The organism is Pseudomonas paraglycinae, from assembly GCF_021601625.1.
In the GTDB taxonomy this organism is placed as follows: domain Bacteria; phylum Pseudomonadota; class Gammaproteobacteria; order Pseudomonadales; family Pseudomonadaceae; genus Aquipseudomonas; species Aquipseudomonas paraglycinae.
In genome coordinates this window covers 115,575-141,687 of the sequence record NZ_BQHR01000003.1, presented here as the reverse complement: position 1 = coordinate 141,687, position 26,113 = coordinate 115,575, and the positions used below count along the sequence as shown (strand labels likewise).

The 26,113-nt window shown below is 62.0% G+C and carries 22 protein-coding genes; 5 read left to right on the top strand and 17 right to left on the bottom strand.

The window, feature by feature from the left end; genetic code table 11:
• Nucleotides 1–8: 8 nt before the first annotated feature.
• The 5 genes from ssuD to L6D82_RS05250 all read right to left on the bottom strand — a co-directional run bounded on the left by ssuD (nt 9) and on the right by L6D82_RS05250 (nt 5,421).
• A complete protein-coding gene (gene ssuD, locus L6D82_RS05270) occupies nt 9–1,157 on the bottom strand; it encodes an FMNH2-dependent alkanesulfonate monooxygenase (RefSeq protein ID WP_236188257.1) in 1,149 nt (382 codons plus the stop codon).
• A gap of 25 nt (nt 1,158–1,182) precedes the next feature.
• Nucleotides 1,183–2,148: a sulfonate ABC transporter substrate-binding protein gene (locus tag L6D82_RS05265; protein WP_102717350.1), complete on the bottom strand. Its 966-nt coding sequence runs from the start codon at nt 2,146–2,148 to the stop codon at nt 1,183–1,185.
• Nucleotides 2,149–2,237: 89 nt separating this feature from the next.
• Nucleotides 2,238–2,831, bottom strand: a complete 594-nt coding sequence (ssuE, locus tag L6D82_RS05260; RefSeq protein ID WP_011336454.1) for an NADPH-dependent FMN reductase — start codon at nt 2,829–2,831, stop codon at nt 2,238–2,240.
• Nucleotides 2,832–3,131: 300 nt separating this feature from the next.
• Entirely contained in the window at nt 3,132–3,770 is a 639-nt protein-coding gene (locus L6D82_RS05255; RefSeq protein WP_085746734.1) for a peroxiredoxin, read from the bottom strand.
• A gap of 295 nt (nt 3,771–4,065) precedes the next feature.
• Complete coding sequence (locus tag L6D82_RS05250) at nt 4,066–5,421, bottom strand: OprD family porin (protein ID WP_085746735.1); 1,356 nt, start codon at nt 5,419–5,421, stop codon at nt 4,066–4,068.
• Between the two features lie 364 nt (nt 5,422–5,785).
• Here L6D82_RS05250 and tauA point away from each other — a divergent pair, with 364 nt between their 5' ends.
• Nucleotides 5,786–6,775, top strand: a complete 990-nt coding sequence (gene tauA, locus L6D82_RS05245) for a taurine ABC transporter substrate-binding protein (protein WP_443577813.1) — start codon at nt 5,786–5,788, stop codon at nt 6,773–6,775.
• A 39-nt stretch (nt 6,776–6,814) separates the two neighbouring features.
• On the opposite strand, the gene argA is transcribed toward tauA, so the two are convergent.
• Together argA and argE are read right to left on the bottom strand one after the other, a co-directional pair.
• A complete protein-coding gene (argA, locus tag L6D82_RS05240) occupies nt 6,815–8,113 on the bottom strand; it encodes an amino-acid N-acetyltransferase (protein ID WP_007951778.1) in 1,299 nt (432 codons plus the stop codon).
• 135 nt (nt 8,114–8,248) lie between these two features.
• The gene (gene argE / locus L6D82_RS05235; protein WP_102717347.1) at nt 8,249–9,397 is read right to left on the bottom strand and encodes an acetylornithine deacetylase; all 1,149 of its coding nucleotides are present in this window, start codon (nt 9,395–9,397) and stop codon (nt 8,249–8,251) included.
• Between the two features lie 156 nt (nt 9,398–9,553).
• Between argE and L6D82_RS05230 the strand changes: the two genes are divergently transcribed.
• Nucleotides 9,554–10,924, top strand: a complete 1,371-nt coding sequence (locus L6D82_RS05230; protein ID WP_085746738.1) for a CYTH domain-containing protein — start codon at nt 9,554–9,556, stop codon at nt 10,922–10,924.
• Nucleotides 10,925–11,069: 145 nt separating this feature from the next.
• Here the strand turns inward: L6D82_RS05230 and L6D82_RS05225 are convergent, their stop codons facing one another.
• Complete coding sequence (locus L6D82_RS05225; protein WP_007951785.1) at nt 11,070–11,540, bottom strand: Lrp/AsnC family transcriptional regulator; 471 nt, start codon at nt 11,538–11,540, stop codon at nt 11,070–11,072.
• A 126-nt stretch (nt 11,541–11,666) separates the two neighbouring features.
• Between L6D82_RS05225 and L6D82_RS05220 the strand changes: the two genes are divergently transcribed.
• The 3 genes from L6D82_RS05220 (at nt 11,667) to L6D82_RS05210 (ending at nt 14,267) form a co-directional block, all read left to right on the top strand.
• On the top strand, nt 11,667–12,005 hold the full coding sequence (locus L6D82_RS05220) for a hypothetical protein (RefSeq protein WP_085746739.1): 339 nt from the start codon (nt 11,667–11,669) through the stop codon (nt 12,003–12,005).
• A gap of 90 nt (nt 12,006–12,095) precedes the next feature.
• Nucleotides 12,096–13,880, top strand: a complete 1,785-nt coding sequence (tfpB, locus tag L6D82_RS05215) for a type IV pilus assembly ATPase TfpB (RefSeq protein WP_102717346.1) — start codon at nt 12,096–12,098, stop codon at nt 13,878–13,880.
• Nucleotides 13,881–13,949: 69 nt separating this feature from the next.
• Entirely contained in the window at nt 13,950–14,267 is a 318-nt protein-coding gene (locus L6D82_RS05210; protein ID WP_007951791.1) for a DUF2388 domain-containing protein, read from the top strand.
• A gap of 55 nt (nt 14,268–14,322) precedes the next feature.
• On the opposite strand, the gene gcvP is transcribed toward L6D82_RS05210, so the two are convergent.
• The 9 genes from gcvP to pepP form a co-directional block, all read right to left on the bottom strand.
• Complete coding sequence (gcvP, locus tag L6D82_RS05205) at nt 14,323–17,196, bottom strand: aminomethyl-transferring glycine dehydrogenase (protein ID WP_236188256.1); 2,874 nt, start codon at nt 17,194–17,196, stop codon at nt 14,323–14,325.
• A gap of 134 nt (nt 17,197–17,330) precedes the next feature.
• Nucleotides 17,331–17,714: a glycine cleavage system protein GcvH gene (gene gcvH / locus L6D82_RS05200; RefSeq protein WP_085746742.1), complete on the bottom strand. Its 384-nt coding sequence runs from the start codon at nt 17,712–17,714 to the stop codon at nt 17,331–17,333.
• A gap of 49 nt (nt 17,715–17,763) precedes the next feature.
• Nucleotides 17,764–18,846 (bottom strand): glycine cleavage system aminomethyltransferase GcvT, encoded by a 1,083-nt coding sequence (gene gcvT, locus L6D82_RS05195; protein ID WP_102685829.1) that lies wholly within the window; start codon nt 18,844–18,846, stop codon nt 17,764–17,766.
• A 157-nt stretch (nt 18,847–19,003) separates the two neighbouring features.
• Nucleotides 19,004–20,620: an ABC transporter permease gene (locus tag L6D82_RS05190; protein WP_102717344.1), complete on the bottom strand. Its 1,617-nt coding sequence runs from the start codon at nt 20,618–20,620 to the stop codon at nt 19,004–19,006.
• 156 nt (nt 20,621–20,776) lie between these two features.
• Nucleotides 20,777–21,781, bottom strand: a complete 1,005-nt coding sequence (locus L6D82_RS05185; protein ID WP_236188255.1) for an extracellular solute-binding protein — start codon at nt 21,779–21,781, stop codon at nt 20,777–20,779.
• 107 nt (nt 21,782–21,888) lie between these two features.
• Entirely contained in the window at nt 21,889–23,106 is a 1,218-nt protein-coding gene (locus tag L6D82_RS05180) for a 2-octaprenyl-3-methyl-6-methoxy-1,4-benzoquinol hydroxylase (RefSeq protein WP_236188445.1), read from the bottom strand.
• A gap of 9 nt (nt 23,107–23,115) precedes the next feature.
• Complete coding sequence (locus L6D82_RS05175; RefSeq protein ID WP_085606014.1) at nt 23,116–23,601, bottom strand: DUF4442 domain-containing protein; 486 nt, start codon at nt 23,599–23,601, stop codon at nt 23,116–23,118.
• A complete protein-coding gene (gene ubiH / locus L6D82_RS05170; RefSeq protein ID WP_236188253.1) occupies nt 23,594–24,781 on the bottom strand; it encodes a 2-octaprenyl-6-methoxyphenyl hydroxylase in 1,188 nt (395 codons plus the stop codon). The genes L6D82_RS05175 and ubiH overlap by 8 nt, the downstream gene beginning before the upstream one ends.
• Entirely contained in the window at nt 24,778–26,112 is a 1,335-nt protein-coding gene (gene pepP / locus L6D82_RS05165) for a Xaa-Pro aminopeptidase (protein WP_039765352.1), read from the bottom strand. Before pepP ends, ubiH begins: the two co-directional genes overlap by 4 nt.
• Nucleotide 26,113 lies beyond the last annotated feature (1 nt).

Sequence of the window (26,113 nt, the reverse complement as noted above, 5' to 3'; positions counted from 1 at the left end):
GCGGCGCCTCAGCTCTGGGACGCGGCTTTGGGAAGAATGTCGTTGGCCACCATCTCGCCGAACGGGCTGACGTAACCTGCGCTTTTCGGCAGTTCCGGACGCTCGACGTCGAGGTGCGGGAACAGCAACTCGGCCACCCGATACGATTCTTCGAGGTGTGGATAACCGGAGAAGATGAAGGTATCGATGCCCAGATCCGCGTATTCCTTCACGCGCGCCGCCACGGTCGGGCCGTCGCCGACCAGCGCCGTACCGGCACCGCCGCGCACCAGGCCGACGCCGGCCCACAGGTTCGGGCTGACTTCGAGGTTGTCGCGGCTGCCACCGTGCAGCGCAGCCATGCGTTGCTGGCCGACCGAATCGAACCGCGCCAGCGAAGCCTGGGCACGTTTGATGGTGTCGTCGTCCAGATGCGAGATCAGGCGATCCGCCGCCTGCCAGGCTTCAGCGTTGGTTTCCCGCACGATCACATGCAGACGAATGCCGAAGCGTACGGTGCGCCCGAGCTTGGCTGCTTTGGCGCGAACCTGTTCGATCTTTTCCGCCACTGCCGCCGGCGGCTCGCCCCAGGTCAAGACCATTTCCACTTGTTCGGCGGCCAGATCCTGCGCCGCTTCCGACGAACCGCCGAAGTACAGCGGCGGACGCGGCTGCTGGATCGGCGGGTAGAGCAATTTGGCGCCCTTCACACTGATGTGCTCGCCGTCGTAATCCACGGTTTCGCCTTCCAGCACCCGACGCCAGATCCGGGTGAATTCCACCGAGGCCTGATAGCGCGCTTCGTGATCGAGGAACAGACCGTCGCCGGCCAACTCTTCCGGATCGCCACCGGTCACCAGGTTGAACAGCGCACGACCGCCGGACAGGCGATCCAGAGTCGCCGCCTGACGCGCCGCCACCGTCGGGGAAATGATCCCGGGGCGCAGGGCGACAAGGAATTTCAGACGCTGGGTCACCGGGATCAGCGATGCCGCCACCAGCCACGAGTCCTCGCAGGAGCGGCCGGTGGGAATCAGCACGCCGCCAAAACCCAGTCGATCCACCGCTTGCGCGACCTGTTGCAGATAGCCGTGGTCGACGGCGCGAGCGCCTTCGGCGGTGCCAAGGTAATGGCCGTCGCCGTGGGTAGGCAGGAACCAGAAGATGTTGAGGCTCATGGAGTGGTCTCCTTGGGGATTCGAATTACTGCGCTTTTGCCACAGCGGCCGGCGGGGTCCAGATCACGTCCTTGATGCTCAACGGCTTGGGAATCAGCTTGAGCTGGTAGAAGGTGTCGGCGATTTTCTGTTGTGCGGCGACCACTTCCGGGGTCAGGAACAGCGCGCCGTAGCCCTGGCGTTTCACCGAGGTCAGGGTGATGTCTGCCGGCAGGCCGAGCAGCGGCGACACCTGTTGGGTCACGTCTTCCGGGTTGGCCTTGGACCACTCGCCGACGGCGCGCACTTCTTCCACGAGGGTCTTGATCACCTCTGGATTTTTCTGTGCGTAGGGTTTGGTCGCCAGGTAGAACTGGTGGTTGTCGACGATGCCTTTGCCGTCACGCAGCGTGTGCGCTTGCAGCTGTTTCTCGGCGGCGGCCTGGTACGGGTCCCAGATGACCCAGGCGTCGACGCTGCCACGTTCGAACGCGGCGCGGGCATCGGCCGGCGGCAGGAATACGGTTTGAATGTCGGTGTACTTGAGGCCGGCGTCTTCCAGCGCACGCACCAGCAAATAGTGGACGTTGGAGCCTTTGTTCAGGGCGACTTTCTTGCCCTTGAGATCCGCCACCGATTTGATCGGCGAGTCTTTCGGCACGAGGATCGCTTCGCTGTTCGGCGCTGGTGGCTCGTAAGCCACGTAGAGCAGATCGGCACCGGCAGCCTGGGCGAAGACCGGCGGGGTTTCGCCGGTGACACCGAAGTCGATCGAGCCGACGTTCAGGCCTTCCAGCAGTTGCGGGCCGCCGGGGAATTCAGTCCATTGCACGTCGACGCCTTGAGCAGCGAGACGCTTTTCCAGCGTGCCTTTGGCTTTGAGCAGCACCAGCGTGCCGTATTTCTGATAACCGATCCGTAGCGTCTCGGCTTGAGCTTGAGTGATGGCGCCGAAGGACACAGCCGCAGCAAACAGAGCGACCAGACCACGACGCAAAAATACAGTGCGCATAGCGCTCTCCTTTTTGCTGTTGGGTTTTGGCTGCACCTGCTTGGCCGTTGGCGGCTGAGTAAGGTGAGTACTTCAAGTTTCGGTGTGGTTCAAATGCTCCAGCGAGCACTCAACAAACGTTCGTTCAACAGCCCCGGCTCCAGCGGCTTCGGCCGGCGGGCCATGGCGCTGACAAACTGGTCCAGCGCTTCATGCAACCGCTGCTCCAGCGCCGGCGCCAACTGCGCCTGGGCACTGCCTTCGCCGTAGGCGATCTGGCTGTCCTCGGCAAAAATCCCTTGCAGCATTTCCTGGGCCTTCAACGCCGACAGCACAGGCTTGAGGGCGTAATCGACCACCAGCATGTGGGCGATGCTGCCGCCGGTAGCCATCGGCAGGACAATCTTGTGGTTCAGCGCACGCTCGGGCAGCAGATCCAGCACGGTCTTCAGGGCGCCGGAGAACGACGCCTTGTACACCGGCGTGGCGATCAGCAGGCCATCGGCGTTTTCAATCTGTTGCAGCAGGTCGAGCACCTTCGGGCTGTCGAAGCGGGCGTGGAGCAGGTCTTCGGCCGGGAAGTCCCGCACCTGATAACTCACCACTTCCACCCCTTGCTGCTGCAACCAGCGTTGCGAGCGCTCCAGCAACACCCCGGAGCGGGAACGTTGACTGGGACTGCCACCGAGTGAGACGACCAGCATTCAGACGATTCCTTGCGCGTTACAGGCGATTCGCGGGTTGCGATCTCGCTTCGATGTCAGTGACCTTACCAGTTGATTCATATATCCATAAATCATATTTATTCATTTGGTTATTCTTTATGGAGATATGCATTTCATTTTCTTGCGGCAAAAAAACAGGCCGTCAAAGCGGCCTGAAACCCTGCATCGTGGTTACAAATTGGAGGCGCGCGGCGCATTCGACGCCGCCATCGCCAGCAGGCTGGCTGGCTCCCACATGGAACGCCCACTTGTGGGAGCCAGCCTGCTGGCGATTGGACTTTATTTGTTCGGCTGTGGGGTGAGGCGCAGGTACGGCTTCACCGCGCGATAGCCCTTCGGAAAGCGTTGCTTGATTTCGTCTTCGTCCTTGAGCGACGGCACGATCACCACTTCTTCACCGTCCTGCCAGTTGGCCGGGGTGGCTACCTTGTAGTTGTCGGTGAGCTGCAGCGAATCGATCACCCGCAAGATCTCGTGGAAGTTGCGCCCGGTGCTCGCCGGGTAGGTGATGGTCAGGCGGATCTTCTTGTTCGGATCGATCACGAACAGCGAACGCACGGTCAGGGTGTCGTTGGCGTTCGGGTGGATCAGATCGTACAGATCGGACACCCTGCGATCGGCATCGGCCAGGATCGGGAAGTTGACGATGGTGTTCTGGGTTTCGTTGATGTCCTCGATCCACTTGTGGTGCGAGTCCACCGGGTCGACCGACAGGGCAATGGCTTTCACGCCGCGCTTGTTGAACTCGTCCTTGAGCTTGGCAGTGAAGCCCAGCTCGGTGGTGCAGACCGGGGTAAAGTCCGCCGGGTGGGAAAACAGCACGCCCCAGCTATCGCCCAGCCATTCGTGGAAACGAATCTTGCCGGCGCTGGAATCCTGTTCGAAATCGGGGGCGATATCGCCAAGTCTGAGGCTCATGGTGCGGCTCCTGATGAGTGGTTGGAGACCTCAACTGTAGCTCGGGATTCGATCTTCTTAAAAAGAATAAATAACTAGATATTTATATCTTTATTGAATATTAAACATCTGTTCACTGGACGTCCCGCAGCATCGCGACGAACATCGCCCTCAAGGTTCGAGAAGGCCTTGAGTTGCTGTAAAGAGGGGAACATCGGGAAAGGCTTACGGGGGTGAGCCGGACCCGAAAACGCAAAAGCCCCGTCCGGCGCGATGCCGGACGGGGCTTTTTTTCGTCATTTACCTGAGCGCGCTATTACAGCAGCGGGATCGAGTAGCTGAGGATCAGGCGGTTTTCGTCCTGGTCGCGAACACCGGCGATGTTGGTACGCCAGGTAGCGTTTTTCCACATGAAGCCGACGTTCTTCAGCGGGCCTTCCGGCACGACGTAACCGATGGTCAGGTCGCGTTCCCACTCGGTGTCGCCATTGCCGTTTTCACGACCGGTGGAAGTTACGGTGTCGATGTTATCGCCACGCAGGTAAACCATACCGGCGGTCAGGCCCGGTACGCCAACCTTGGCGAAGTCATACGAGTAGCGAGCTTGCCAGGTACGTTCGCCGGCACGGCCGAACTTCTGGATCTGCATGTCGGTGATGGTGTAGTTAGACGAACCGTCGCCCTGGTTCAGCCAAGGGAAGTCGCTGCTGCCGTTGGAAACCTGGTAGCCGCCACCGAAAGTGTGACCTTCAACGGTGTACAGGAACAGACCGCTGTAGAGGTTGTTGTCGACTTTACCGCGACCGCTGGCAACACCGGAGTAGTTACCGCTGCTGAAGTAAGCAGGCGTGTTGCCGTTGCGGCCGTCGTCAGAGCTGTTGAAGTAACGGAAGTCAGACTTCAATACGCCCGGGCCGATTGCCCAGTTGTGGACCAGACCCAGGAAGTGTTGCTTGTAGAAATCTTCCAGGTTGCCGTAGTAGTACTGGGCAGTCAGGTCTTTGGTGATCTTGTAGTCACCACCGGCGTAAATGAACTTGTTGCTGTTAACGGTACGCGGTGCCGCGCCGTTGATAGACAGCTGCTCATTGTTGCTGGAGTTACGACCCTTCGCGTGCTCGATCTGACCACCGACCAGGGTCAGGTCCTTGATTTCGCCGGAAGTGATCTGGCCACCCTGCCAGGTTTGTGGCAGCAGGCGACCGTCGTTGGTCACGATGACCGGGTTCTTCGGCTGCAGGGTACCCAGCTTCAGTTCAGTCTGGGAAATCTTGGCTTTGGCAGTCAGGCCCAGGCTGGAGAAGTTATCAACCGCTTGACCATTGGATTCGCTTGGGAAAACAGTGCCGCCGTAAGCGGTGCCAGGATTACCGTTAGCAGCAACGTTGCCGTTGGTGCCGCCGCCCGAATCCAGACGTACGCCCAGCAGGCCGATGGCGTCGATACCGAAGCCTACGGTGCCTTGGGTGTAGCCGGAGATGAAACGCAGATCGAAGCCTTGGCCCCACTCTTCGTTGCGGCTTGGTTCGGCAGTGCCGCTACGGTTGTCAGTGTTGATGTAGAAGTTACGCAGCCCCAAGGTGGCCTTGCTGTCTTCGATGAAACCGGCGGCGCCTGCCTGCTGCGCCAAAACCCCTACGGCCACGGCCAGGGCCAAGGTGGACTTGTTCATGTTTCGCTCCTCTCGTTTCTAATTCTTGTGTTCCTGGTCCGGGGTCTGATGCCCCTGGATCCTAAGATGCGCGATTAGCGCCAGACCGTGACTGACAAGTCAATCGTAACCTTGTATGTCTACGACCAAGGTCTAATCGCAGTGATTTGGTCCCTGCAGGGTAAAGACTTCCTGATAAACCCAAAAAGAATTTATTAATTCTTTTTGATACCTTTCAGCTATATGGCCAGCCATTTGCCATCCACACCGGATACAGCGTATCGGCGACTAAGCTCATTACTAAATGGTATTTGTTAGCCTTTTTTTAGATCGATTAGCTTTGACGCAACCCCGATTCGTCAAACCCTATCGAAAAGGCGACGCCATGATGGCCAAACGCGCACTATCTAGTCAATTTGTTACAGTTTGTGTGTCGGCGCTGATTTCTTTTTCAGCCCATGCCGCCAACCTCACCGTCGGCTACCAGACCGGTATTGACCCGAGCAAAGTCCCCCAGGCCGACGGCGTGTACGAAAAGGCCATCGGCGAGAAAATCGACTGGCGTCGGTTCAACAGCGGCCCGGAAGTTGTGACAGCCATCGCCTCCGGCGATGTGCAGATCGGCAACCTCGGCTCCAGCCCGCTGGCGGCCGCTGCTTCGCGCAATCTGCCGATCGTGGCCTTTATCGTCTCGGCGCAGATCAATGCCGCCGAAGCACTGGTGGTGCGTAACGGCAGCGGTATCAACAAGCCCGAAGACCTGATCGGCAAGACCATCGCCACCCCGTTCGTTTCCACCTCCCACTACAGCCTGCTCGGTGCGCTCAAGCACTGGGGCCTGGACACCTCGAAAGTCAAAGTGGTGAACCTGCAACCCGCAGAAATCGCGGCAGCCTGGAAGCGTGGCGACATCGACGGTGCCTTTGTCTGGTCGCCGGCGCTGGGTGAAATCCGCAAGACCGGCAAGACCCTGACCGATGCCGCGCAGGTCGGCCAGTGGGGCGCGCCGACCTTCGAAGTCTGGGTCGCGCGCAAGGACTTTGCCGAGAAGCATCCTGAAGTCGTGGCCAAGTTCGCCAAGGTGACTCTGGACTCGTTCGCGGATTACGCCGCCCATAAAGACAGCTGGACAGCCGACTCGGTGCCTGTACAAAAAATCGCCAAACTGACCGGTGCCAATGCTGCCGACGTACCGGAATTGCTCGCGGGTTCGGCCTTCCCGGACGCCCAGGCGCAACAGACCACGGCGCTGCTGGACGGCGGCACGGCGAAGGCAATTGGTGAGACGGCAAAATTTTTGAAGGAACAGGGCAAGGTCGAAAGCGTTTTGCCTGACTACTCGCCGTATGTCAGTGCGAAATTTGTAGCGGAGTAAACAAATTGCCCCCACGCATCCCGTGGGGGCAATCGCATCTCACAGAGACTTTTCGAAGATCTTCGAATTGCGCTGATAGTTATAGAGAGAAGCCCGCGCCGCCGGCAGGCGTTCAACGCTGCTCGGCTCGAAACCGCGCTCGCGGAACCAGTGGGCAGTGCGGGTGGTGAGGACGAACAAAGTCTTCAGGCCCTGCGCCCGGGCACGGGTCTCGATGCGCTCGAGCAATTCGTCGCCGCGACCGCCATGGCGATACTCGGGATTCACCGCCAGGCACGCCAGTTCACCGGCATCCGAATCGGCAATCTGATACAGCGCCGCACAGGCGATGATCATCCCTTCACGCTCGACCACACTGAACTGCTCGATCTCACGCTCCAGCACTTCGCGCGAGCGACGCACCAGAATCCCCTGCTCTTCCAGCGGGCTGATCAGGTCAAGCAAGCCACCGACGTCTTCAATCGCCGCCTCGCGCACCAGTTCGAATTGCTCCTGGGCCACCAGCGTACCGCCACCGTCACGGGTGAACAGTTCGGTCAGCAGCGCACCATCCTCGGCATAACTGACGATATGGCTGCGTGCCACGCCGCCACGACAGGCTTCGGCGGCGGCATCCAGCAGTTCCGCCTGATAGTTGCTGCCCAGACGCTGCAGATGTGCCGGCACCTGTTGCGGACGCAGTTCGCGCACCAGTTTGCCGTTTTCGTCGATCAGACCGAGGTCGGCGCCGAACAGCAGCAGCTTGTCGGCGCCCAGATCGATGGCGGCGCGGGTGGCGACGTCTTCGCAGGCGAGGTTGAAGATCTCGCCGGTAGGCGAATAACCCAGCGGCGACAGCAGCACGATGGAGCGCTCGTCGAGCAGACGGTTGATGCCTTTGCGGTCGACCCGGCGCACTTCGCCGGTGTGGTGGTAGTCGACGCCTTCCAGCACGCCGATCGGCCGCGCCGTAACAAGGTTGCCGCTGGCCACCCGCAGACGCGAGCCCTGCATCGGCGACGAAGCCATGTCCATCGACAGCCGCGCTTCGATGGCAATACGCAACTGGCCGACCGCGTCGATCACGCACTCCAGCGTCGCGGCATCAGTGATGCGCATGCCGTGGTGGTAATGCGGGGTCAGGCCGCGTGCAGCAAGGCGGGTTTCGATCTGCGGACGGGAACCATGAACCAGTACCAGCCGCACGCCGAGGCTGTGCAGCAGCACGATGTCATGGACGATGTTGCCGAAATTCGGATGCTCCACGCCGTCGCCCGGAAGCATGACAACGAAGGTGCAATCGCGGTGAGCATTGATATAAGGAGACGCGTGGCGAAGCCAATTGACGTATTCGGGCATGAACCTGGGCCTGTAATAAATAGCAGCCGGAAAAAGGGCAGAACGGAAAACGCACAGCGGGCTGATGGTTATCGTCGGAACAGGCTTGGCGACACGCGCGCTCTCCTCATGAATACGGGTGAGTGTGTGGGCAATTTATACAGCTTTGAGACAGTAATGTTCGATCAACTGCCGCAATAGATGCACGGTAGGCTGCAAACGTGACATTTCGAGGTACTCGTCCGGCTGGTGCGCACAGGCGATGTCGCCGGGGCCGAGCACGATGGTTTCGCAGCCAAGGCGCTGAAGATAAGGCGCTTCGGTGCCGAACGCTACCGCTTCGGCCGTATGGCCGGTGAGTTTTTCGGCAATTCGCACCAGTTCCGCGTCTTCGGCCTGCTCGAACGGCGGCACTTCGGGAAACAGCGGCGCGTAATCGATTTTCACCTGATGGCGTTCGGCGACCGGGTTGAGCCTGCGCAGAATCTCGCTGCGCAAGAGCTTGGGGTCCATTCCCGGCAACGGCCGCAGGTCGAACTCCAGCGAACACTGACCGCAGATGCGGTTGGGGTTGTCGCCACCGTGGATGCAGCCGAAGTTCATGGTCGGCTGCGGCACGCTGAACTGCGGGTTGTTGAATTCGCGCTGCCACAGCAGGCGCAGGCCGCGCAGTTCGCCGATGGCATCGTGCATCGCTTCGAGGGCGCTGTGCCCCAGGCGCGGATCCGACGAATGGCCGCTCTGCCCAAGGATATCGATGCGCTCCATCATGATGCCTTTGTGCATGCGGATTGGTTTGAGCCCGGTCGGCTCGCCGATCACGGCCGCCCGGCCCAGCGGGCGCCCCGCTTCGGCCAGCGCCCGGGCACCGGACATCGAGCTTTCTTCATCGCAGGTGGCGAGGATCAGCAGCGGCTGCTTGAACGGTTGAGCGAGCAGCGGTTGCACGGCTTCGATGATCAGGGCGAAGAAGCCCTTCATGTCGCAACTGCCGAGACCAACCCAGCGGCCATCGACTTCGGTGAGTTTCAGCGGATCGGTTTTCCACAACGCATCGTCGTAGGGCACCGTGTCGCTGTGCCCGGCCAGCACCAGCCCGCCGGGGCCACTGCCGAAACTGGCGAGCAGATTGAATTTGCCGGGACTGACCTGCTGGATGTCGCAGCTGAAGCCGAGGTCGCCGAGCCAGCCCGCAAGCAGATCGATCACCGCCCGGTTGGACTGGTCGAGGCCCGGCTGGGTGCAGCTGACCGACGGCGCTGCGATCAGTGCAGCGAACTGGTCTTGCATGGACGGCAATGGCATCGCTGACTCCAACTCCCGGATTGAGGTTCATCATAGAACCATCCGGCGCCGAGAATAAACCGCCGCAAAGCGTAGGAAGGTTCAGTCCTGTACACTGCACGGCCTTGGCAGCCACACATTCCCCCGGCTGCGCTCCCGATCCTGGATTTTCCGGCCATGCAGAAAGAAACCGAAATCAAACTCCGCGTCAGCCGCGAAACCCTCGCCGCCCTGCGCGAGCACCCTCTCCTGAAAAAACGCAACAAAAGTGGCTGGGAACGCCGTGAGTTGATGAATCAGTACTTCGACACGCCTGAGCGTGACCTGGCCCGGGCCAAGGTTGCCCTGCGCCTGCGCAAGGACGGCGAAGAGGTGATTCAGACCCTCAAGACCCGTGGCCAGAGCGTCGCCGGTCTGTCCGAGCGTAACGAGTACGACTGGAACCTGCCCAAAGCCAAGCTCGACGTGAAGAAACTCGACGGCGAATGCTGGCCCGAGTCCCTCGCCGAGCTGGACAAGAAAACCCTGAAGCCGATCTTCACCACCGATTTCGTCCGCGAACGCGCCGAAATCGCGTGGGGCCGTGGCAAGACCAAAGTGGTCATCGAAGCCGCGCTGGATCTGGGACACGTGGTAGTCGGCAAACAGAAAGAAGAAATCTGCGAGCTGGAACTGGAACTGCGCGAAGGCGAGCCTGCCGCGCTGCTGGAACTGGCCGCCGAACTGGCCGAAACCCTGGCCCTGATGCCGTGCGATATCAGTAAGGCCGAGCGCGGCTATCGCCTGTACGACGCCAACAGCTACTCGCTGAGCCTGCCGGCGCCGGCCATTACCGCCGAAACCCCGCTGGACGACGCCTTCGCCGCCCTGGCCTGGCACTTGCTCGGCAGCAGCCAGCGTCTGGCCGAACAGTATCGCTTCAACGGCCACTGGCGCCTGCTGCAGGACTGGGTCGAGAACCTCGCGGAAATGCGTGCCCTGCTCAGCAGCCTCGGCCAGGCCGCACCACGTCCGTCGACCCATGACCTGCGTGTTGCCCTCGATGCCCTGCTGGAAGACTGGCGTCCGCTGGTACAGGTCGGCATCGAAGACGAAGACGTGCGCAAAGCCGCGCCGGAACAGTTCCTCGAAGAGCTGGAAGACCCTCGCTGGGGCCTGTTCTCGCTGAACGCTTCGCGCTGGTTGCTGGCCCGCACCTGGACGGCTGACCGCAACACCCGTGGCAATCGCCAGGGTGCCGCGCAGTTGCAAAGCTGGCTGCCGCGCCTGCTGGGCGAAGAAGCCACTTCGCTGCAATTGCAGCGTTATCAGCAACAGCCGGAAGATCTGGCCGAGCAACTGCCGCGCATTGAACGCATACAGGTCTGGCTGCACCACGCGCGCAACGTGCTGGACATCCCGGAAATGGATCGGCTGTACGGCGAGCTGAACAAACTGGCGCAACTGGCCAACGAGCCGACCATTACCGACGAACTGCTCGATGCGCGCAAGCATCAGGCGATTGCGGTGTACCAGAATCGCGCCTGGAAAATGCTGCTGCGCATGTAACACCGGCGAAAGATCGTTCCCACGTCGAGGCGTCGAACCGTCTGCGTGGGAATGCAGCCCGGGACGCTCCGCGTCCCAAAGCGGACGCAGAGCGTCCATTGAGGCATTCCCACGCGGAGCGTGGGAACGATAATCCCCCGCGTGATCAGCGCAATACCGGCAAACTGGTCGTGGACTTGATCTCAGACAACGCCACAATCGAGTTCACTTCCTGAATCCCCGGCACCAGCGACAGCTTCTCGAAGAAGAACCGCTCATAAGCCTCGATGTCCGCCGCGACAATCCGCAACAGAAAATCCACAGCCCCCATCAGCACGTAACACTCCAGAACTTCGGGAAAACCGCGAATCGCCTCGGTGAATTCGGTGAAGTTCGAACGGCCGTGGGCGTTGAGTTTGATCTCGGCAAAGATCTGCGTGTTCAGACCGATCTTCTTGCGATCGAGCAAAGTCACCTGGCCACGAATGATCCCCTCCTCCTTCATCCGCTGAATCCGTCGCCAGCACGGCGATTGCGACAGCCCCACCTGCTCGGCGATCTGTGCGCTGGACAAGGAAGCGTCCTCTTGCAGCAGGGCGAGAATGCGCCGGTCGTAGCTGTCCAGCTCGCTGTGCATAAATAATCCTCAAAAGAAGCCAATAGCGAATTGATTCCACCAATCAACCGCCTGATCAGCTCATCTTAGACAAGAAATGCCCGGCATCGGATGTAAAAATTCCTCCACTGATTCCGGAGACCTCCCATGCCACACCTCGAAGCCGTCAACACCCCTGCGCCCCGTGCCGATGTGTGGAACGCCAGCAACGCCCATTGCCTTGCGCAGTATCAGATCCTGGCCGAGGCCGAGCCGGATTTGCTGGTGCGGGTCCTGAACCTGTTCGCCTTGCAGTGCCTCACCCCGGAACAGGTGAATGTCCAGCGGCTGGACGATCTGCTGTCGATCGACATCGTCATGAGCGGCCTGAGCTGGCACCGCGCCCAGGTGATCGCGGAAAAACTTCGTAACCTGATCAGCGTCTGCTCGGTGAACCTGCAAAACCCCGACGTGGCGTGGGATGCACCGGCGCAGGCGGCCGGCTGACAAGAACCGAAACGTCTTCGTCGGGTAGTGGCCCAACGGTCGGCAGGGCCACGACTATCCTTTGCGCACTGTCGTTCAAAAGGAGCCCGCATGTCCGTTCAACTCGCCACTCAGGACCGCTGGCTGGATCTCAATGAGGTACTGCGTGAACTGGTCGCCCAAGGGTTCATCTGCCAGGACTCGGCCGAGCAGGCGCTGAATGCCCGGCGCCGGCATGCCGCCCACGGCCAGAAGCACCCCCTGGAATTCATCGCCAGCCAGCAACTGGACGACCTCAGCCGTCCGGGCAAACACCTCGACCTGGAAAGCCTGACCCTGTGGCTGGCGCAGCAGGCCGGCCAGCCGTACCTGCGGATCGATCCGCTGAAGATCAACGTCGCGGCCATCACGCCGCTGATGTCCTATGCCTTTGCCCAGCGCCACAAGATTCTCGCGGTGTCGGTCGACCGCGACGCGGTGACCGTGGCCAGCGCCCAGCCCTATGTCAGCGGCTGGGAGGCCGATCTGACTCACGTCCTGAAACTGCCGATCAAACGGGTGGTGGCCAACCCGGCGGACATCCAGCGTTTCAGCGTCGAATTCTTCCGCCTCGCCAAATCGGTCAGCGGCGCCAGCAATGCCGATGCGCAGAGCGGCAACCTCGGCAACTTCGAACAACTGCTCAACCTCGGCGCCAGCGATCAGGAACCGGACGCCAACGACGCGCACATCGTCAACATCGTCGACTGGCTGTTCCAGTACGCCTTCCAGCAGCGGGCGAGCGACATCCACATCGAACCCCGGCGCGATCAAGGCACCGTTCGCTTTCGCATCGACGGCGTGCTGCACAACGTCTATCAATTTCCACCCCAGGTGACGATGGCCATTGTCAGCCGCCTGAAAAGCCTTGGCCGGATGAACGTCGCCGAGAAGCGCAAACCCCAGGACGGCCGGGTCAAGACCAAGACCCCGGACGGCGGCGAAGTCGAGTTGCGCCTGTCGACCCTGCCCACCGCGTTCGGCGAAAAAATGGTCATGCGGATCTTCGACCCGGAAGTCCTGCTCAAGGATTTCGATCAGCTGGGGTTTTCCGCCGACGATCTGCGGCGCTGGCAGGACATGACCCGCCAGCCCAACGGCATCATTCTGGTGACCGGCCCGACCGGTTCCGGCAAGACCACCACGCTGTACACCACGCTGAAAAAACTGGCGACCCCGGAGGTCAATCTCTGCACCATCGAAGACCCGATCGAGATGGTCGAGCCGGCCTTCAACCAGATGCAGGTCCAGCACAACATCGACCTGACGTTCGCCGCCGGCGTGCGCGCGCTGATGCGGCAGGACCCGGACATCATCATGATCGGCGAGATCCGTGACCTGGAGACCGCCGAAATGGCGATCCAGGCGGCGTTGACCGGGCATCTGGTGCTCTCGACCCTGCACACCAACGATGCGCCGAGCGCCATCAGCCGTCTGCTGGAACTCGGCGTGCCGCATTACCTGATCAAGGCCACCGTGCTCGGCGTGATGGCGCAACGATTGGTGCGAACACTGTGCCCGCACTGCAAGGCGCCGCTGACTCTTGATGAAGAAGACTGGCAAACCCTGACCCGGCCGTGGCAGGCGCCGCTGCCGGGCAATGCGCAACGGGCCATCGGTTGCCTGGAGTGCCGCGACACCGGTTATCACGGGCGCGCCGGGGTCTACGAAATCATGCAACTGACCGACAGCCTCAAGGCCTTGATCAGCCCCGACACCGATCTCACCGCGATCCGCCGACAGGCGTTCAAGGAAGGCATGCGCAGCCTGCGATTGTCCGGCGCGCAGAAAGTTGCTGCGGGGCTGACAACCCTTGAGGAAGTGCTGCGGGTGACGCCACAGAGCGAGCAGAAATAGCCGCTCACGGAACCGGATCGGGGAAACGGCGATCCAACCGGTTATTCAACACCAGTGGAGTCACCCAACATGCGTCTCAAACTTGCTGTCGCCACCCTTGCCCTGCTGTCTCTGCCCGTCGGTTCGGCAATGGCCGACAGCTTTTGGCGTAACGTCATTTCGTCCGGTGCCACCACCGGCTCGACCTACCTGACCTTCAAGGATCACAAACTGATCGTTGCCGCCCAGGACGATGCCGGCAGCTTCGTCGCCAGCGACGGCGGTATCCGTGGCCCGTACCTGGAAGCCGCGATGCAGAAAGTCCGCGCCGACAACCCGGGCCTGCAGGCAACGGACATGGAACTGGCGAACGCGATTCTGGCGAAGAACGCCGTGGCGTCGGAATAACCTTCCGGACAGAAAAAAATGCCGCTCACACGAGCGGCATTTTTTTGCCCGCTGTTCAGCGGTAATCGTCCACTGGCACGCAGGCGCAGAACAGGTTGCGGTCGCCGTAGACGTTATCGACCCGGTTCACTGCCGGCCAATATTTGTGCGCTTTGGTGTGCGCATCCGGCGTGATGCCCTGCTCGATGCTGTACGGCCGCTCCCACACGCCGGTGATATCGGCCAGGGTATGCGGCGCCCGTTTGAGCGGGTTGTCCTCGGCCGGCCAGTTGCCGTTCTGCACCTCGGTGATTTCTGCGCGGATGCTCAGCATCGCGCCGATGAAGCGATCCAGTTCGGCCTTGGACTCGCTCTCGGTCGGCTCGACCATCAAGGTGCCTGGCACCGGGAATGACATGGTCGGCGCGTGGAAGCCGTAATCCATCAGGCGCTTGGCGACGTCTTCCTCGCTGATGCCGGTGGCAGCCTTGAGTGGCCGCAGATCCAGAATGCATTCGTGGGCGACCCGCTCGTTGCGACCGGTGTACAGAACGGGGAAAGCACCGGACAGATGCTGTGCCAGGTAATTCGCAGCAAGGATCGCCACCTCACTGGCATCCGCCAATTGCGGCCCCATCATCGCGATGTACATCCAGCTGATCGGCAGAATGCTTGCGCTGCCCCACGGCGCGGCACTGACCGCACCGTTCTGCGGTTGCGGCCCTTCGATCGGCACCACCGGATGATTGGCGACGAACGGCGCCAGGTGCGCACGCACGCCAATCGGCCCCATACCCGGCCCGCCTCCGCCGTGGGGAATGCAGAAGGTCTTGTGCAGGTTCATGTGCGACACGTCGGCACCGATGTCCGCAGGCCGCGCCAGCCCGACCTGAGCGTTGAGGTTGGCGCCGTCCATGTACACCTGGCCGCCGTGCTTGTGGATAACTTCGCAGATTTCGCTGATGCCTTCCTCGTACACACCATGAGTCGACGGGTAGGTCGCCATCAGGCACGACAACTTGCCCCCGGCCTCGGACGCCTTGGCTTTCAAGTCCTCCAGATCGACGTTGCCGGCGTCGTCACACTCGACAATCACCACGCGCATCCCGGCCATCTGCGCCGAGGCCGGGTTGGTGCCGTGGGCCGAAGAAGGAATCAGGCAGATATCCCGTCCACCCTGCTGGCGGCTCTCGTGATATTTGCGGATTGCCAGCAGCCCGGCGTACTCGCCCTGGGCGCCGGAGTTGGGCTGCATGCAGATCGCATCGAACCCGGTAATTGCGCACAGCCAGCGCTCCAGTTCCTCGATCATCAGCGTGTAACCAACGGCCTGCTCCCGGGGCACGAACGGGTGCAGGTTGGCGAATTGCGGCCAGGTGATCGGGATCATCTCGCTGGTGGCGTTGAGTTTCATGGTGCAGGAGCCCAGCGGGATCATCGACTGGTTGAGCGCCAGATCCTTGTTCTCCAGCTGCTTGAGGTAGCGCAGCATCTCGGTTTCGCTGTGGTGGGCGTTGAACACCGGGTGACGCAGGTAAGGCGTGCTGCGCTGCAGCGTGTCGGGAATGCCGGAGGTCAGCGTTTCGGCGTCGAGCTCATCGACGCTCAACCCGTGATCAGCGCCCAGCAGCACATCGAACAGTCTGGCCACGGTGTTTTCATCACAGGTCTCGTCGAGGCTCAGACCGAGTTGGCCACGACCGAGGATGCGCAGGTTGATCTGCGCGGCCTGGGCGCTTTCGATGATCGCGGTTTGCGCGCCGCCCACGTCCAGCGTGAGGGTGTCGAAGAAATGTTGGTTGAGGCGCTTGATGCCATGGCGTTCGAGCCCGGCAGCGAGAATGCAGGTCAGCCGGTGCACGCGCTGGGCGATTCGTTTCAGCCCCTCCGGGCCGTGATAGACCGCATAGAAACTGGCGATGTTGGCCAGCAACACCTGGGCGGTGCAGATGTTCGAATTGGCCTTCTCCCGGCGAATATGCTGCTCGCGGGTTTGCAGGGCCATGCGCAACGCCACGTTGCCACGGGCATCTTTCGACACGCCGATGATCCGCCCGGGAATTGCCCGTTTGTATTCCTCGCGGCTGGCGAAAAACGCCGCGTGCGGGCCGCCGTAACCCATTGGCACACCGAAGCGCTGGGATGAACCGAACACCACGTCGGCCCCCAGTTCGCCCGGCGGGGTCAGCAGCAACAGACTCAGCAGATCGGCCGCCACGCAGGCCAGCGCCTGCTGCGCGTGCAGGTGATCGATCAGTGGCCGCAGGTCGCGGATCTCGCCGTGGGTGTCGGGGTATTGCAGCAGTGCGCCGAACACCTGGTGCTGCTTCAAGTTATCCACAGCGTCGACGATCAGCTGAAAGCCGAAGCCTTCGGCGCGGGTCTGCACCACGGAAATGGTCTGGGGATGACAGTTTTCGTCGACGAAGAACAGATTGCTTTTCGACTTCGCCACGCGCTTGGCCAGGGCCATGGCTTCCGCCGCAGCGGTGGCTTCATCAAGCAGGGAGGCGTTGGCCAGTTCCAGACCGGTGAGGTCGATGGTCAGTTGCTGAAAGTTGAGCAACGCTTCGAGCCGGCCCTGGGCGATTTCCGGTTGGTAAGGCGTGTAAGCCGTGTACCAACCGGGATTTTCCAGCACGTTGCGCAGGATGACGGTCGGGGTCAGAGTGCCGTGGTAGCCCATGCCGATCAGGCTGGTCCAGACCTGATTCTGTTCGGCATAACCACGCAGTTTGGCCAGCGCTGCCTGTTCGTCCAGCGCCGGCGGCAGGTCCAGCTCGCGGTTGAGGCGAATGCCCGGCGGCACGGTCTGTTCGATCAGCTCGACCCGGCTGCCGAGGCCGAGGCTGTCGAGCATCGCCTGTTGCTCGGCGGCATCGGGGCCGAGGTGGCGGCGCAGAAAGGCATGGGGATCGCGTAACTGGCTCAAGGATGGCAACTGGGACATGACGGGCTCTCTCTTGGCTGGCGGCTCGGCGTCAATGCAACACGGTCAAACCAGCATAGCAGCCACCCCGACGGCCAAAGTCCCGGGCAGAAAAAAGCCCCGACGGGTCGGGGCTTTGGGGTCTCGCCTGCAGCTTATTCGCCGATGGCAGCCTTGTAGCCGGCAGCATCGAGCAGCTTGTCCAGCTCGGCCTTGTCGCTTGGCTTGAGCTTGAAGATCCACGCGGCGTACGGATCGTTGTTCAGCTCTTCCGGCGCGTTGGCCAGGTCTTCGTTGACGGCAATCACTTCGCCACCGACCGGGGAATAGATGTCGGAAGCAGCCTTTACCGACTCGACGACACCGGCAGCATCACCGGCGGCGAACACCTTGCCCACTTCTGCCAGCTCGACAAACACCACATCACCCAACGCTTCCTGGGCGTGATCGCTGATGCCCACGGTGACGGTGCCGTCGGCTTCCAGACGCGCCCATTCATGACTTTCGGCAAAACGCAGTTCAGCTGGGATGTTGCTCATGCTCGGTGTCCTCAAGAAATTGTCAGCGGTCGTGCCCGCCGGAAAAGGTTTAGATCAAGGTTTTGCCGTGACGGACAAAGGTCGGTTTGACCACACGTACCGGATACCACTTGCCACGGATTTCCACTTCGGCGCGGTCGGCAGTCGCCATCGGTACACGCGCCAGGGCAATCGACTTGCTAAGCGTAGGAGAGAAACTACCACTGGTGATCTCCCCTTCGCCAACATCAGCGATACGAACCACCTGATGCGCCCGCAAAACCCCGCGTTCCTCAAGCACCAGGCCGACCAGTTTGTGCTGCACGCCGGCGGTTTTTTCCGCTTCCAGCGCGTCGCGACCGATGAAGCGGCGCGTGGCCGGTTCCCAGGCGATACTCCAGGCCATGTTCGAGGCCAGGGGCGAAACGTCCTGGTGGATGTCCTGACCGTAGAGGTTCATGCCGGCTTCGACCCGCAGCGTGTCGCGGGCACCAAGGCCGATGGGGGAAATGCCGGCGCCCACCAGATCGTTGAAGAATCCGGGGGCCTGATCGGCTGGCAGGGCGATTTCCAGACCGTCCTCACCGGTGTAACCCGTGCGCGCGATGAACCAGTCGCCGTCGATGTGACCTTCGAAAGGCTTGAGCATCTGGATCAGGTTGGCGCGGGACTGGGTCACCAGTTCGGCAATCTTGTGCCGGGCATGGGGGCCTTGAATGGCGAGCATCGCCAGCTCGGAGCGTTCGTGCATATGCACATCGAAGCTGCCCAGCTGTGCCTGCATCCAGGCCAGGTCCTGATCGCGGGTGGAGGCGTTGACCACCAGACGATAACCGTCTTCGAGGCGGTAGACGATCATGTCGTCGACGATGCCGCCGCGCTCGTTGAGCATGGTGCTGTACAACGCACGGCCTGGGCTGTGCAGGCGTTCGACGTCATTGGCCAGCAAATGCTGGAGCCAGGCCTTGGCCTGGGGGCCGGTGACATCGATCACGGTCATGTGGGAAACATCGAACACCCCGCAATCGCGGCGCACCTGATGGTGTTCCTCGACCTGCGAGCCGTAATGCAGGGGCATGTCCCAACCGCCAAAATCGACCATCTTCGCGCCGAGGGCGAGATGCAGGTCATACAGAGGCGTACGCTGTCCCATGGGTTTCTCCTTCCGGGCGTGGCGAAGGTGCGGAGCGCTGCTGCACGGATCGGAAAGCCCTGTAAAAAAGGGCTTTCAGCCGATTTCAGCGACAGGGTCTGTCAGACGGACCGCACCGAATGCCGCGCATTGTAGCCGCATGATTCAGGACTGACGACTAAGTGTTTCTGTGCGCCGAGCGCCGGATCAAACCGATAACCGGCAACAGACCGACCAATACCAGGGTCAGCGCCGGCAACGACGCCCTCGCCCATTCGCCTTCGCTGGTCATTTCGAAGATCCGCACCGCCAGCGTGTCCCAGCCAAACGGGCGCATCAGCAGGGTTGCGGGCATTTCCTTGAGCACATCGACGAACACCAGCAACGCGGCGCTGAGCGTGCCGGGCAGCAACAGCGGCAGATACACTTTGAAAAACAGTCGCGGCCCGCTGACGCCCAGGCTACGTGCCGCTTCAGGCAAAGATGGCCGTATACGCGCCAGACTGCTTTCCAGCGGACCATAGGCCACCGCCACGAACCGCACCAGATACGCCAACAGCAACGCCGCCAGACTGCCCAGCAGCAGCGGTTTGCCCGCACCGCCAAGCCAGCCGGACAGCGGAATCACCAGCTCCCGATCCAGATAACTGAACGCGAGCATGATCGACACCGCCAGCACCGAACCCGGCAAGGCATAACCGAGATTGGCCAGACCGACCGCAGAATTGATCGCCCGGGTAGGCGCCAGACGCCGGGCGAAGGCCAGCAACATCGCCACGCTGACCGTGATCAACGCCGCCATGCCGCCCAGATACAACGTGTGGAGAATCAGCCCGGCGTAGCGCTCATCCAGATCGAATCGCCCGCGCTGCCAGAACCAGACCACCAGTTGCAGCACCGGAATGACAAACGCACAGGCGAACACCAGACCGCACCAACCGGTCGCCGCCCAGGCCTTGGGCCCGCGCAGGTGATACAGCGCCTTGACCCGTGGTCGCTCGTTGCTCGCCCGATTGGCGCCGCGCGCGCGACGTTCGCCGTACAGCACCAGCATCACCACCAGCAGCAACAGGCTGGCCAGTTGCGCAGCACTAGGCAGGCTGAAGAAGCCGTACCAGGTCTTGTAGATCGCGGTGGTGAAGGTGTCGAAATTGAACACCGACACCGCGCCGAAATCCGCCAGGGTTTCCATCAGTGCCAGCGCCACGCCGGCACCGATGGCCGGCCGCGCCATCGGCAATGCCACACGCCAGAATGCTTGCCACGGCGACTGCCCGAGCACCCGCGCGGCTTCCATCAGTCCTTTGCCTTGCGCCAGGAACGCGGTGCGCGCCAGCAGGTAGACGTAGGGATAAAACACCAGCACCAGCACCAGAATCACCCCGCCGGTGGAGCGCACTCGCGGCAGGCGCAGGCCGGTGCCGAACCATTCGCGCAGCAGGGTTTGCACGGGGCCCGCGAAGTCCAGCAGGCCGACGAACACGAACGCCAGCACGTAGGCCGGGATTGCGAATGGCAGCATCAGCGCCCAGTCGAGCCAGCGGCGGCCGGGGAATTCGCAGAGGCTGGTGAGCCAGGCGAGGCTTACGCCGATCAGCGTTACACCGATGCCTACGCCGAGGACCAGCGTCAGTGTGTTGCCCAGCAGACGCGGCATCTGGGTTTCCCACAGGTGCGACCAGATCTGGTGGTCGATGGTTTGCCATGAGAGCAGGAGCACGCTGAGGGGGAGCAGCACCAACGCGGCGATGGCGAAGACGATGGGGTACCAGCGGCGTTGGGCGGGGTGGGCCAAGGAAACAGTCTCGTTCAAATGATTGTGCCCACGCTCTGCGTGGGCACACATTCTGTGACGCTCCGCGTCACGCTGTCGATGATGCGACGCAGAGCGTCGAGGGCTGCATTCCCCCGCAGAGCGTGGGAACGATCAAACAGTGCTGTCAGGAATGACTCAATTCCAACCCGCCCGATCCATCATCCGGATCGCTTCAGCCTGTCGCTTGCCCGCCACTTCAACCGGCAGCGTATCAGCCACGAACTGCCCCCACGCCGCCACTTCTTCCGAAGGCTTCACCGCCGGATTCGCCGGGAACTCCTGGTTCACATCGGCAAAGATCTTCTGCGCCTCAGGCGTAGTCATCCACTCCACCAGCGCCTTGGCGGCTTCCGGGTGCGGTGCATGTTTGGTCAGGCCGATGCCCGACAGATTGACGTGTACGCCACGATCCGCCTGATTCGGCCAGAACAGTTTTACCGGCAGTTCCGGCTTCTGCTTGTGCAGGCGGCCGTAATAGTAGGTGTTGACGATGCCGACGTCACACTGGCCGGCATTGATCGCTTCCAGCACCGCGACGTCGTCGGAGAACACGTCAGTGGACAGGTTGTTGACCCAGCCCTTGAGGATCTGCTCGGTCTTCTCGGCGCCGTGGACTTCGATCATGGTGGCGGTCAGCGACTGGTTGTAGACCTTCTTCGCCGTGCGCAGGCACAGGCGGCCTTCCCAGTTCTTGTCGGCCAGTGCTTCGTAGGTGGTCAGTTCGCCCGGTTTTACTCGTTCGGTGGAATAGGCGATGGTCCGCGCGCGCAGGCTCAGGCCGGTCCAGGCGTGGCTGGACGAGCGATATTGCAGAGGAATGTTGGCGTCGATGGTTTTCGAGGTGAACGGCTGGAGAATGCCCATCTGCTCGGCCTGCCAGAGGTTGCCGGCATCGACGGTCAGCAGCAGGTCGGCGGTAGCGTTCTCGCCTTCGGCCTTGATCCGCTGCATCAGCGGCGCTTCCTTGTCGGTGATGAACTTGATCTTCACCCCGGTCTTGGCGGTGTAGGCATCGAACACCGGCTTGATCAGCTCATCGATACGCGAGGAGTAGACCACCACCTCGTCGGCGGCCTGAGCGGCAGTGGTGCCGATCAGGGTCAGGGCCAGTGCGGTCAGAACACGCTTGGATGCCAACATGGGAGCGGTCTCTCGGTCGGGAAAAGTGGCCCAAATGATAAGGACTCACATTTACGAGCTCAATCGAACACTTTCCCAAGGAGTTACCAGATGTTGCACGACATTCGTCAGGCCTTGGCCAGGGCCGGCAAGTCCCCGGTCAGCCCCAACGCTTCACGCACGAACAACGCCTTGGCCTCGGGCATCTGCTCGACGATTTTCAGCCCGGTGTTGCGCAGCCAGCGCAGCGGCAGCGGATCGGCCTGGAACAACCGCTCGAAGCCTTCCATCGCGGCCATCAGCGCCAGGTTGTGCGGCATGCGCCGGCGTTCGTAGCGGCTCAGGACTTTCGTGTCCGCCAGGCGTTCGCCGCGCTCATTGGCTTGCAGCAGCACTTCGGCCAGCACCGCTGCGTCGAGGAAGCCGAGGTTCACGCCCTGCCCCGCCAACGGGTGAATGGTGTGCGCGGCATCGCCGATCAGTGCCAGCCCTTCTGCCACGTAGCGCTTGGCGTGGCGTTGACGCAGCGGCACGCACAGGCGCGGGTCGGCGCTGATGACGTCGCCGAGGCAACCTTCGAAAGCGCGCTCCAGTTCCCGGAAGAAGTCCGCTTCATCCAGCGCCATCAGCCGTTCGGCTTCGCTTGGCGTGGTCGACCAGACGATCGAGCACCAGTCCTGCTGACCGTCACGCTCCAGCGGCAAAAACGCCAGCGGCCCGTGATCGGTGAAGCGCTGCCACGCGGTCATGCGGTGCGGTTTGCTGCTGCGCACGCTGGTGACGATGGCGTGATGCAGATAATCCCACTCGCGAGTGGCAACGCCGGTCAGACGGCGCACAGCGGAATTGGCACCGTCCGCCGCGATCACCAGCGGCGCACGCAAGGTGCGGCCATCGGCCAGGGTCAGCAGCCAGTCGTCACCGGAACGGCGCATCTGCTCCAGTCGCGCGTTGGCCAGCAGACCCATATCGCAATCGTGCAGACGGTCGAGCAAGGCATCCTGCACCACGCGGTTTTCGACGATATGGCCGAGCACATCGGCGTGCACGCTGCTGGCCGAGAAGTGGATCTGGCCGGTGCCGCTGCCGTCCCAGACGTGCATGTCGGTGTAAGGGCTGCTGCGTCGGTTGACGATGCCATCCCACACGCCGAGGCGATCGAGGATCCGCTGGCTGGCCGCCGACAGTGCGCTCACCCGTGGCTCGAACGGCGCATCGCCATTGAAGGGTTTGACGCTCAACGGACTGCCGTCGAGCAGCAGGACTTCCAGCCCGCTGCCCTGCAACGCCAGCGCCAGGGCGCTGCCGACCATTCCGGCTCCGACAATCAGCACATCCGCGCGCATTTCCATGCTTTAAGCCTGTCTCGCTGGCGGCTTGAGCCGCACGTAAAGGGTTTTACCGACCCGCGCCACCAGGTTGCCGGCGCCGTCATGAATGTCGACCTGCAACTGCGGCAGGTATTTCTCGCCACTGGCGGTCTGCCGACGGATCTCGTCGAGCAGGGTGTCGTCGATGTTGAACCGGGCAAACACCGGGCCTTTGCCCGGCGATATGAAATCAATATCGGCGGCCTTGTCCCAGACGATGTACTTCGAGCCGAGGTTTTCCATGAGCATCAACATGAAGAACGGATCGACCATCGAATACAGACTGCCGCCGAACTGGGTGCCGACGTAATTGCGGTTGTACCAGCCCAGGCCCATCGAGACTTGGATGTCGCGAAAGTCATCGCTGATGTGCTGCACCCGGACACCGGCGCCGAAGTACGGCGGGTAGAACGTCATGATCCAGCGCATCAACCGCGCCTTGCCAAACTGCTTGATCAGCCACTCACGCATCCGGCCGCGTCCCCAGCCCCATGGCCTGACGGGCGAACCAGCGCTTGGCCGGCGGCAGCAGATCGAGGCCGAGCAGGCCGATGTTGCGCCCCAGCGACACCAGCGGCTGGGTGCTGCCGAACAGGCGCGTGACCTGATCGGAGAAACCGACGGTGAGGTCCTGATCGAGGCGCTGACGCTCGCGATAGGCCTGCAGCGTGGCGAAATCCCCCAGTGGTTTGTCGCTGGCCAGCAGCGCGGCGGCCAAGGCATCGGCATCGCGCAGGGACAGGTTGAAACCCTGCCCGGCAATCGGGTGCAGGCTGTGGGCGGCGTTGCCGAGAACGGCCAGATGCGAGCGCACCTGCTCTTCGGCTTCCACCAGCGACAGCGGATACAGATGCCGCGCGCCAACTTGTTTCAACGTACCGAGGCGGTAGCCGAACACGCCTTGCAGCTCGCTGAGAAAATCACGCTCGCTCAGATCCGCCAGCCGTTGCGCGTCCATCCCCAGTCGGGTCCAGACCAGCGCGCAGCGGTTTTCCGGCAGCGGCAGCAGCGCCATCGGGCCTTCGTCGGTGAAGCGCTCGAAGGCCATGCCATTGTGCGCTTCGCTCGGGGTGATGTTGGCGATCAGCGCGCTCTGGTTGTACGGGCGCTTGCGCACGTTGATGCCCAGTTGCTCGCGCAGACCGGAACGGCCGCCATCGGCGAGCACCGCCAGATCGCACTCGACGGTGGTTTCGTCGTTGAGGGTCAGGCGATAGCCGTCCGGCAACGGCTCCATGCGGGTGACTTCCGCCGGGCAGCGCCAGCTGATCACGTCTTTGTCGAGGTGCTGCCACAGACACTGGCCGAGCCAGGCGTTTTCCACGACATAGCCGAGCGCAGGGACGCCCTCTTCCATCGCCGAAAGTCGGGCGGTGGAGAAACGACCACGGTCGGATACATGAATCTGCTTGATCGGTTCGGCTCGGCGGGAGATTTCCTGCCACACGCCCAACCGCTGATAAATCTGCCGCGAGCCGAAGGACAGCGCCGAGGAGCGCGCGTCGTAGCTTGGCTGCCAGGTGTCACCGGGGGCGAACGGTTCGATCAGCACGATCTTCCAGCCACGAACCTTGGCCCCGGCCTGCAAGGCCAACGCCAGACTGGCGCCGACCAGACCGCCACCGATGATTGCCAGATTGACCCGACTCATGCCGCGCAGGTCCGTGCTTGCGCCATCAGGGCTTCGATCTCGGCGACGGTTTTCGGCACGCCGCCGGTCAGGATTTCACAACCGCTCTTGGTCACTACCACGTCATCCTCGATGCGCACGCCAATGCCGCGCCATTTCTTCGCTACGTTCTGATTGTCCGGGGCGATGTAGATGCCCGGCTCCACGGTCAGCGCCATGCCGACTTCCAGCACTCGCCATTCACCGCCGACCTTGTATTCGCCGACGTCATGCACATCCATCCCGAGCCAGTGGCCGGCGCGATGCATGTAAAACGCCTTGTAGGCTTCGGAGGCGATCAACTCGTCGACTTCGCCCTGCAACAGCCCGAGCTTCACCAGCCCGGTGGTGATGACCCGAACCGTGGCTTCGTGCGCCTGGTTCCAGTGCTTGTTCGGGGCGATTTCGGCGAACGCGGCTTCCTGCGAAGCCAGCACCAGTTCGTAGATCGCTTTCTGTTCAGCGGAAAACTTGCCGTTGACCGGCCAGGTGCGGGTGATGTCACTGGCGTAGCAGTCGATCTCGCACCCAGCGTCGATCAGCACCAGATCGCCGTCCTTGAGCAGCGCGTCATTCTGCTGGTAATGCAGGATGCAGCTGTTGCGCCCGGCAGCGACGATCGAGCCATAGGCCGGCATCTTCGCCCCACCCTTGCGGAACTCGTAATCGAGCTCGGCTTCGAGGCTGTACTCGTACAACCCGGCACGGCTGGCCTGCATCGCCCGGATGTGAGCCTGGGCAGAGATCCGCGCCGCTTCGCGCATCACCTTCACTTCTGCCGCCGATTTATACAGGCGCATGTCGTGCAGCAGGTGATCCAGGGCAACGAATTCGTTCGGCGGCTGGGCGCCGAGGTGCGCTTTGGAGCGGATCACGTTGATCCAGTCCATCAGGTGGCGGTCGAATTCCGGGTTGCTGCCCATGGCCGAATACACCCGGTCGCGGCCTTCGATCAGGCCCGGCAGGATGTCGTCGATGTCGGTGATGGGGAACGCGTCGTCGGCACCAAAATCGCGGATCGCGCCTTCCTGGCCGGCGCGCAGGCCGTCCCAGAGCTCGCGTTCGGCATTGCGCTCACGGCAGAACAGCACGTATTCGCCGTGTTCGCGACCGGGCATCAGGACGATGACCGCTTGCGGCTCGGGAAAACCGCTGAGGTACTGGAAGTCGCTGTCCTGACGATAGACATGCTCGACGTCGCGGTTGCGAATGGCGACCGCGGCGGCAGGCAGGATCGCGATGCTGTTGGGTTCCATCTGCGCCATCAGCGCCTTGCGGCGCCGGGCGTATTCCGCTTTCGGGATATGGATCATG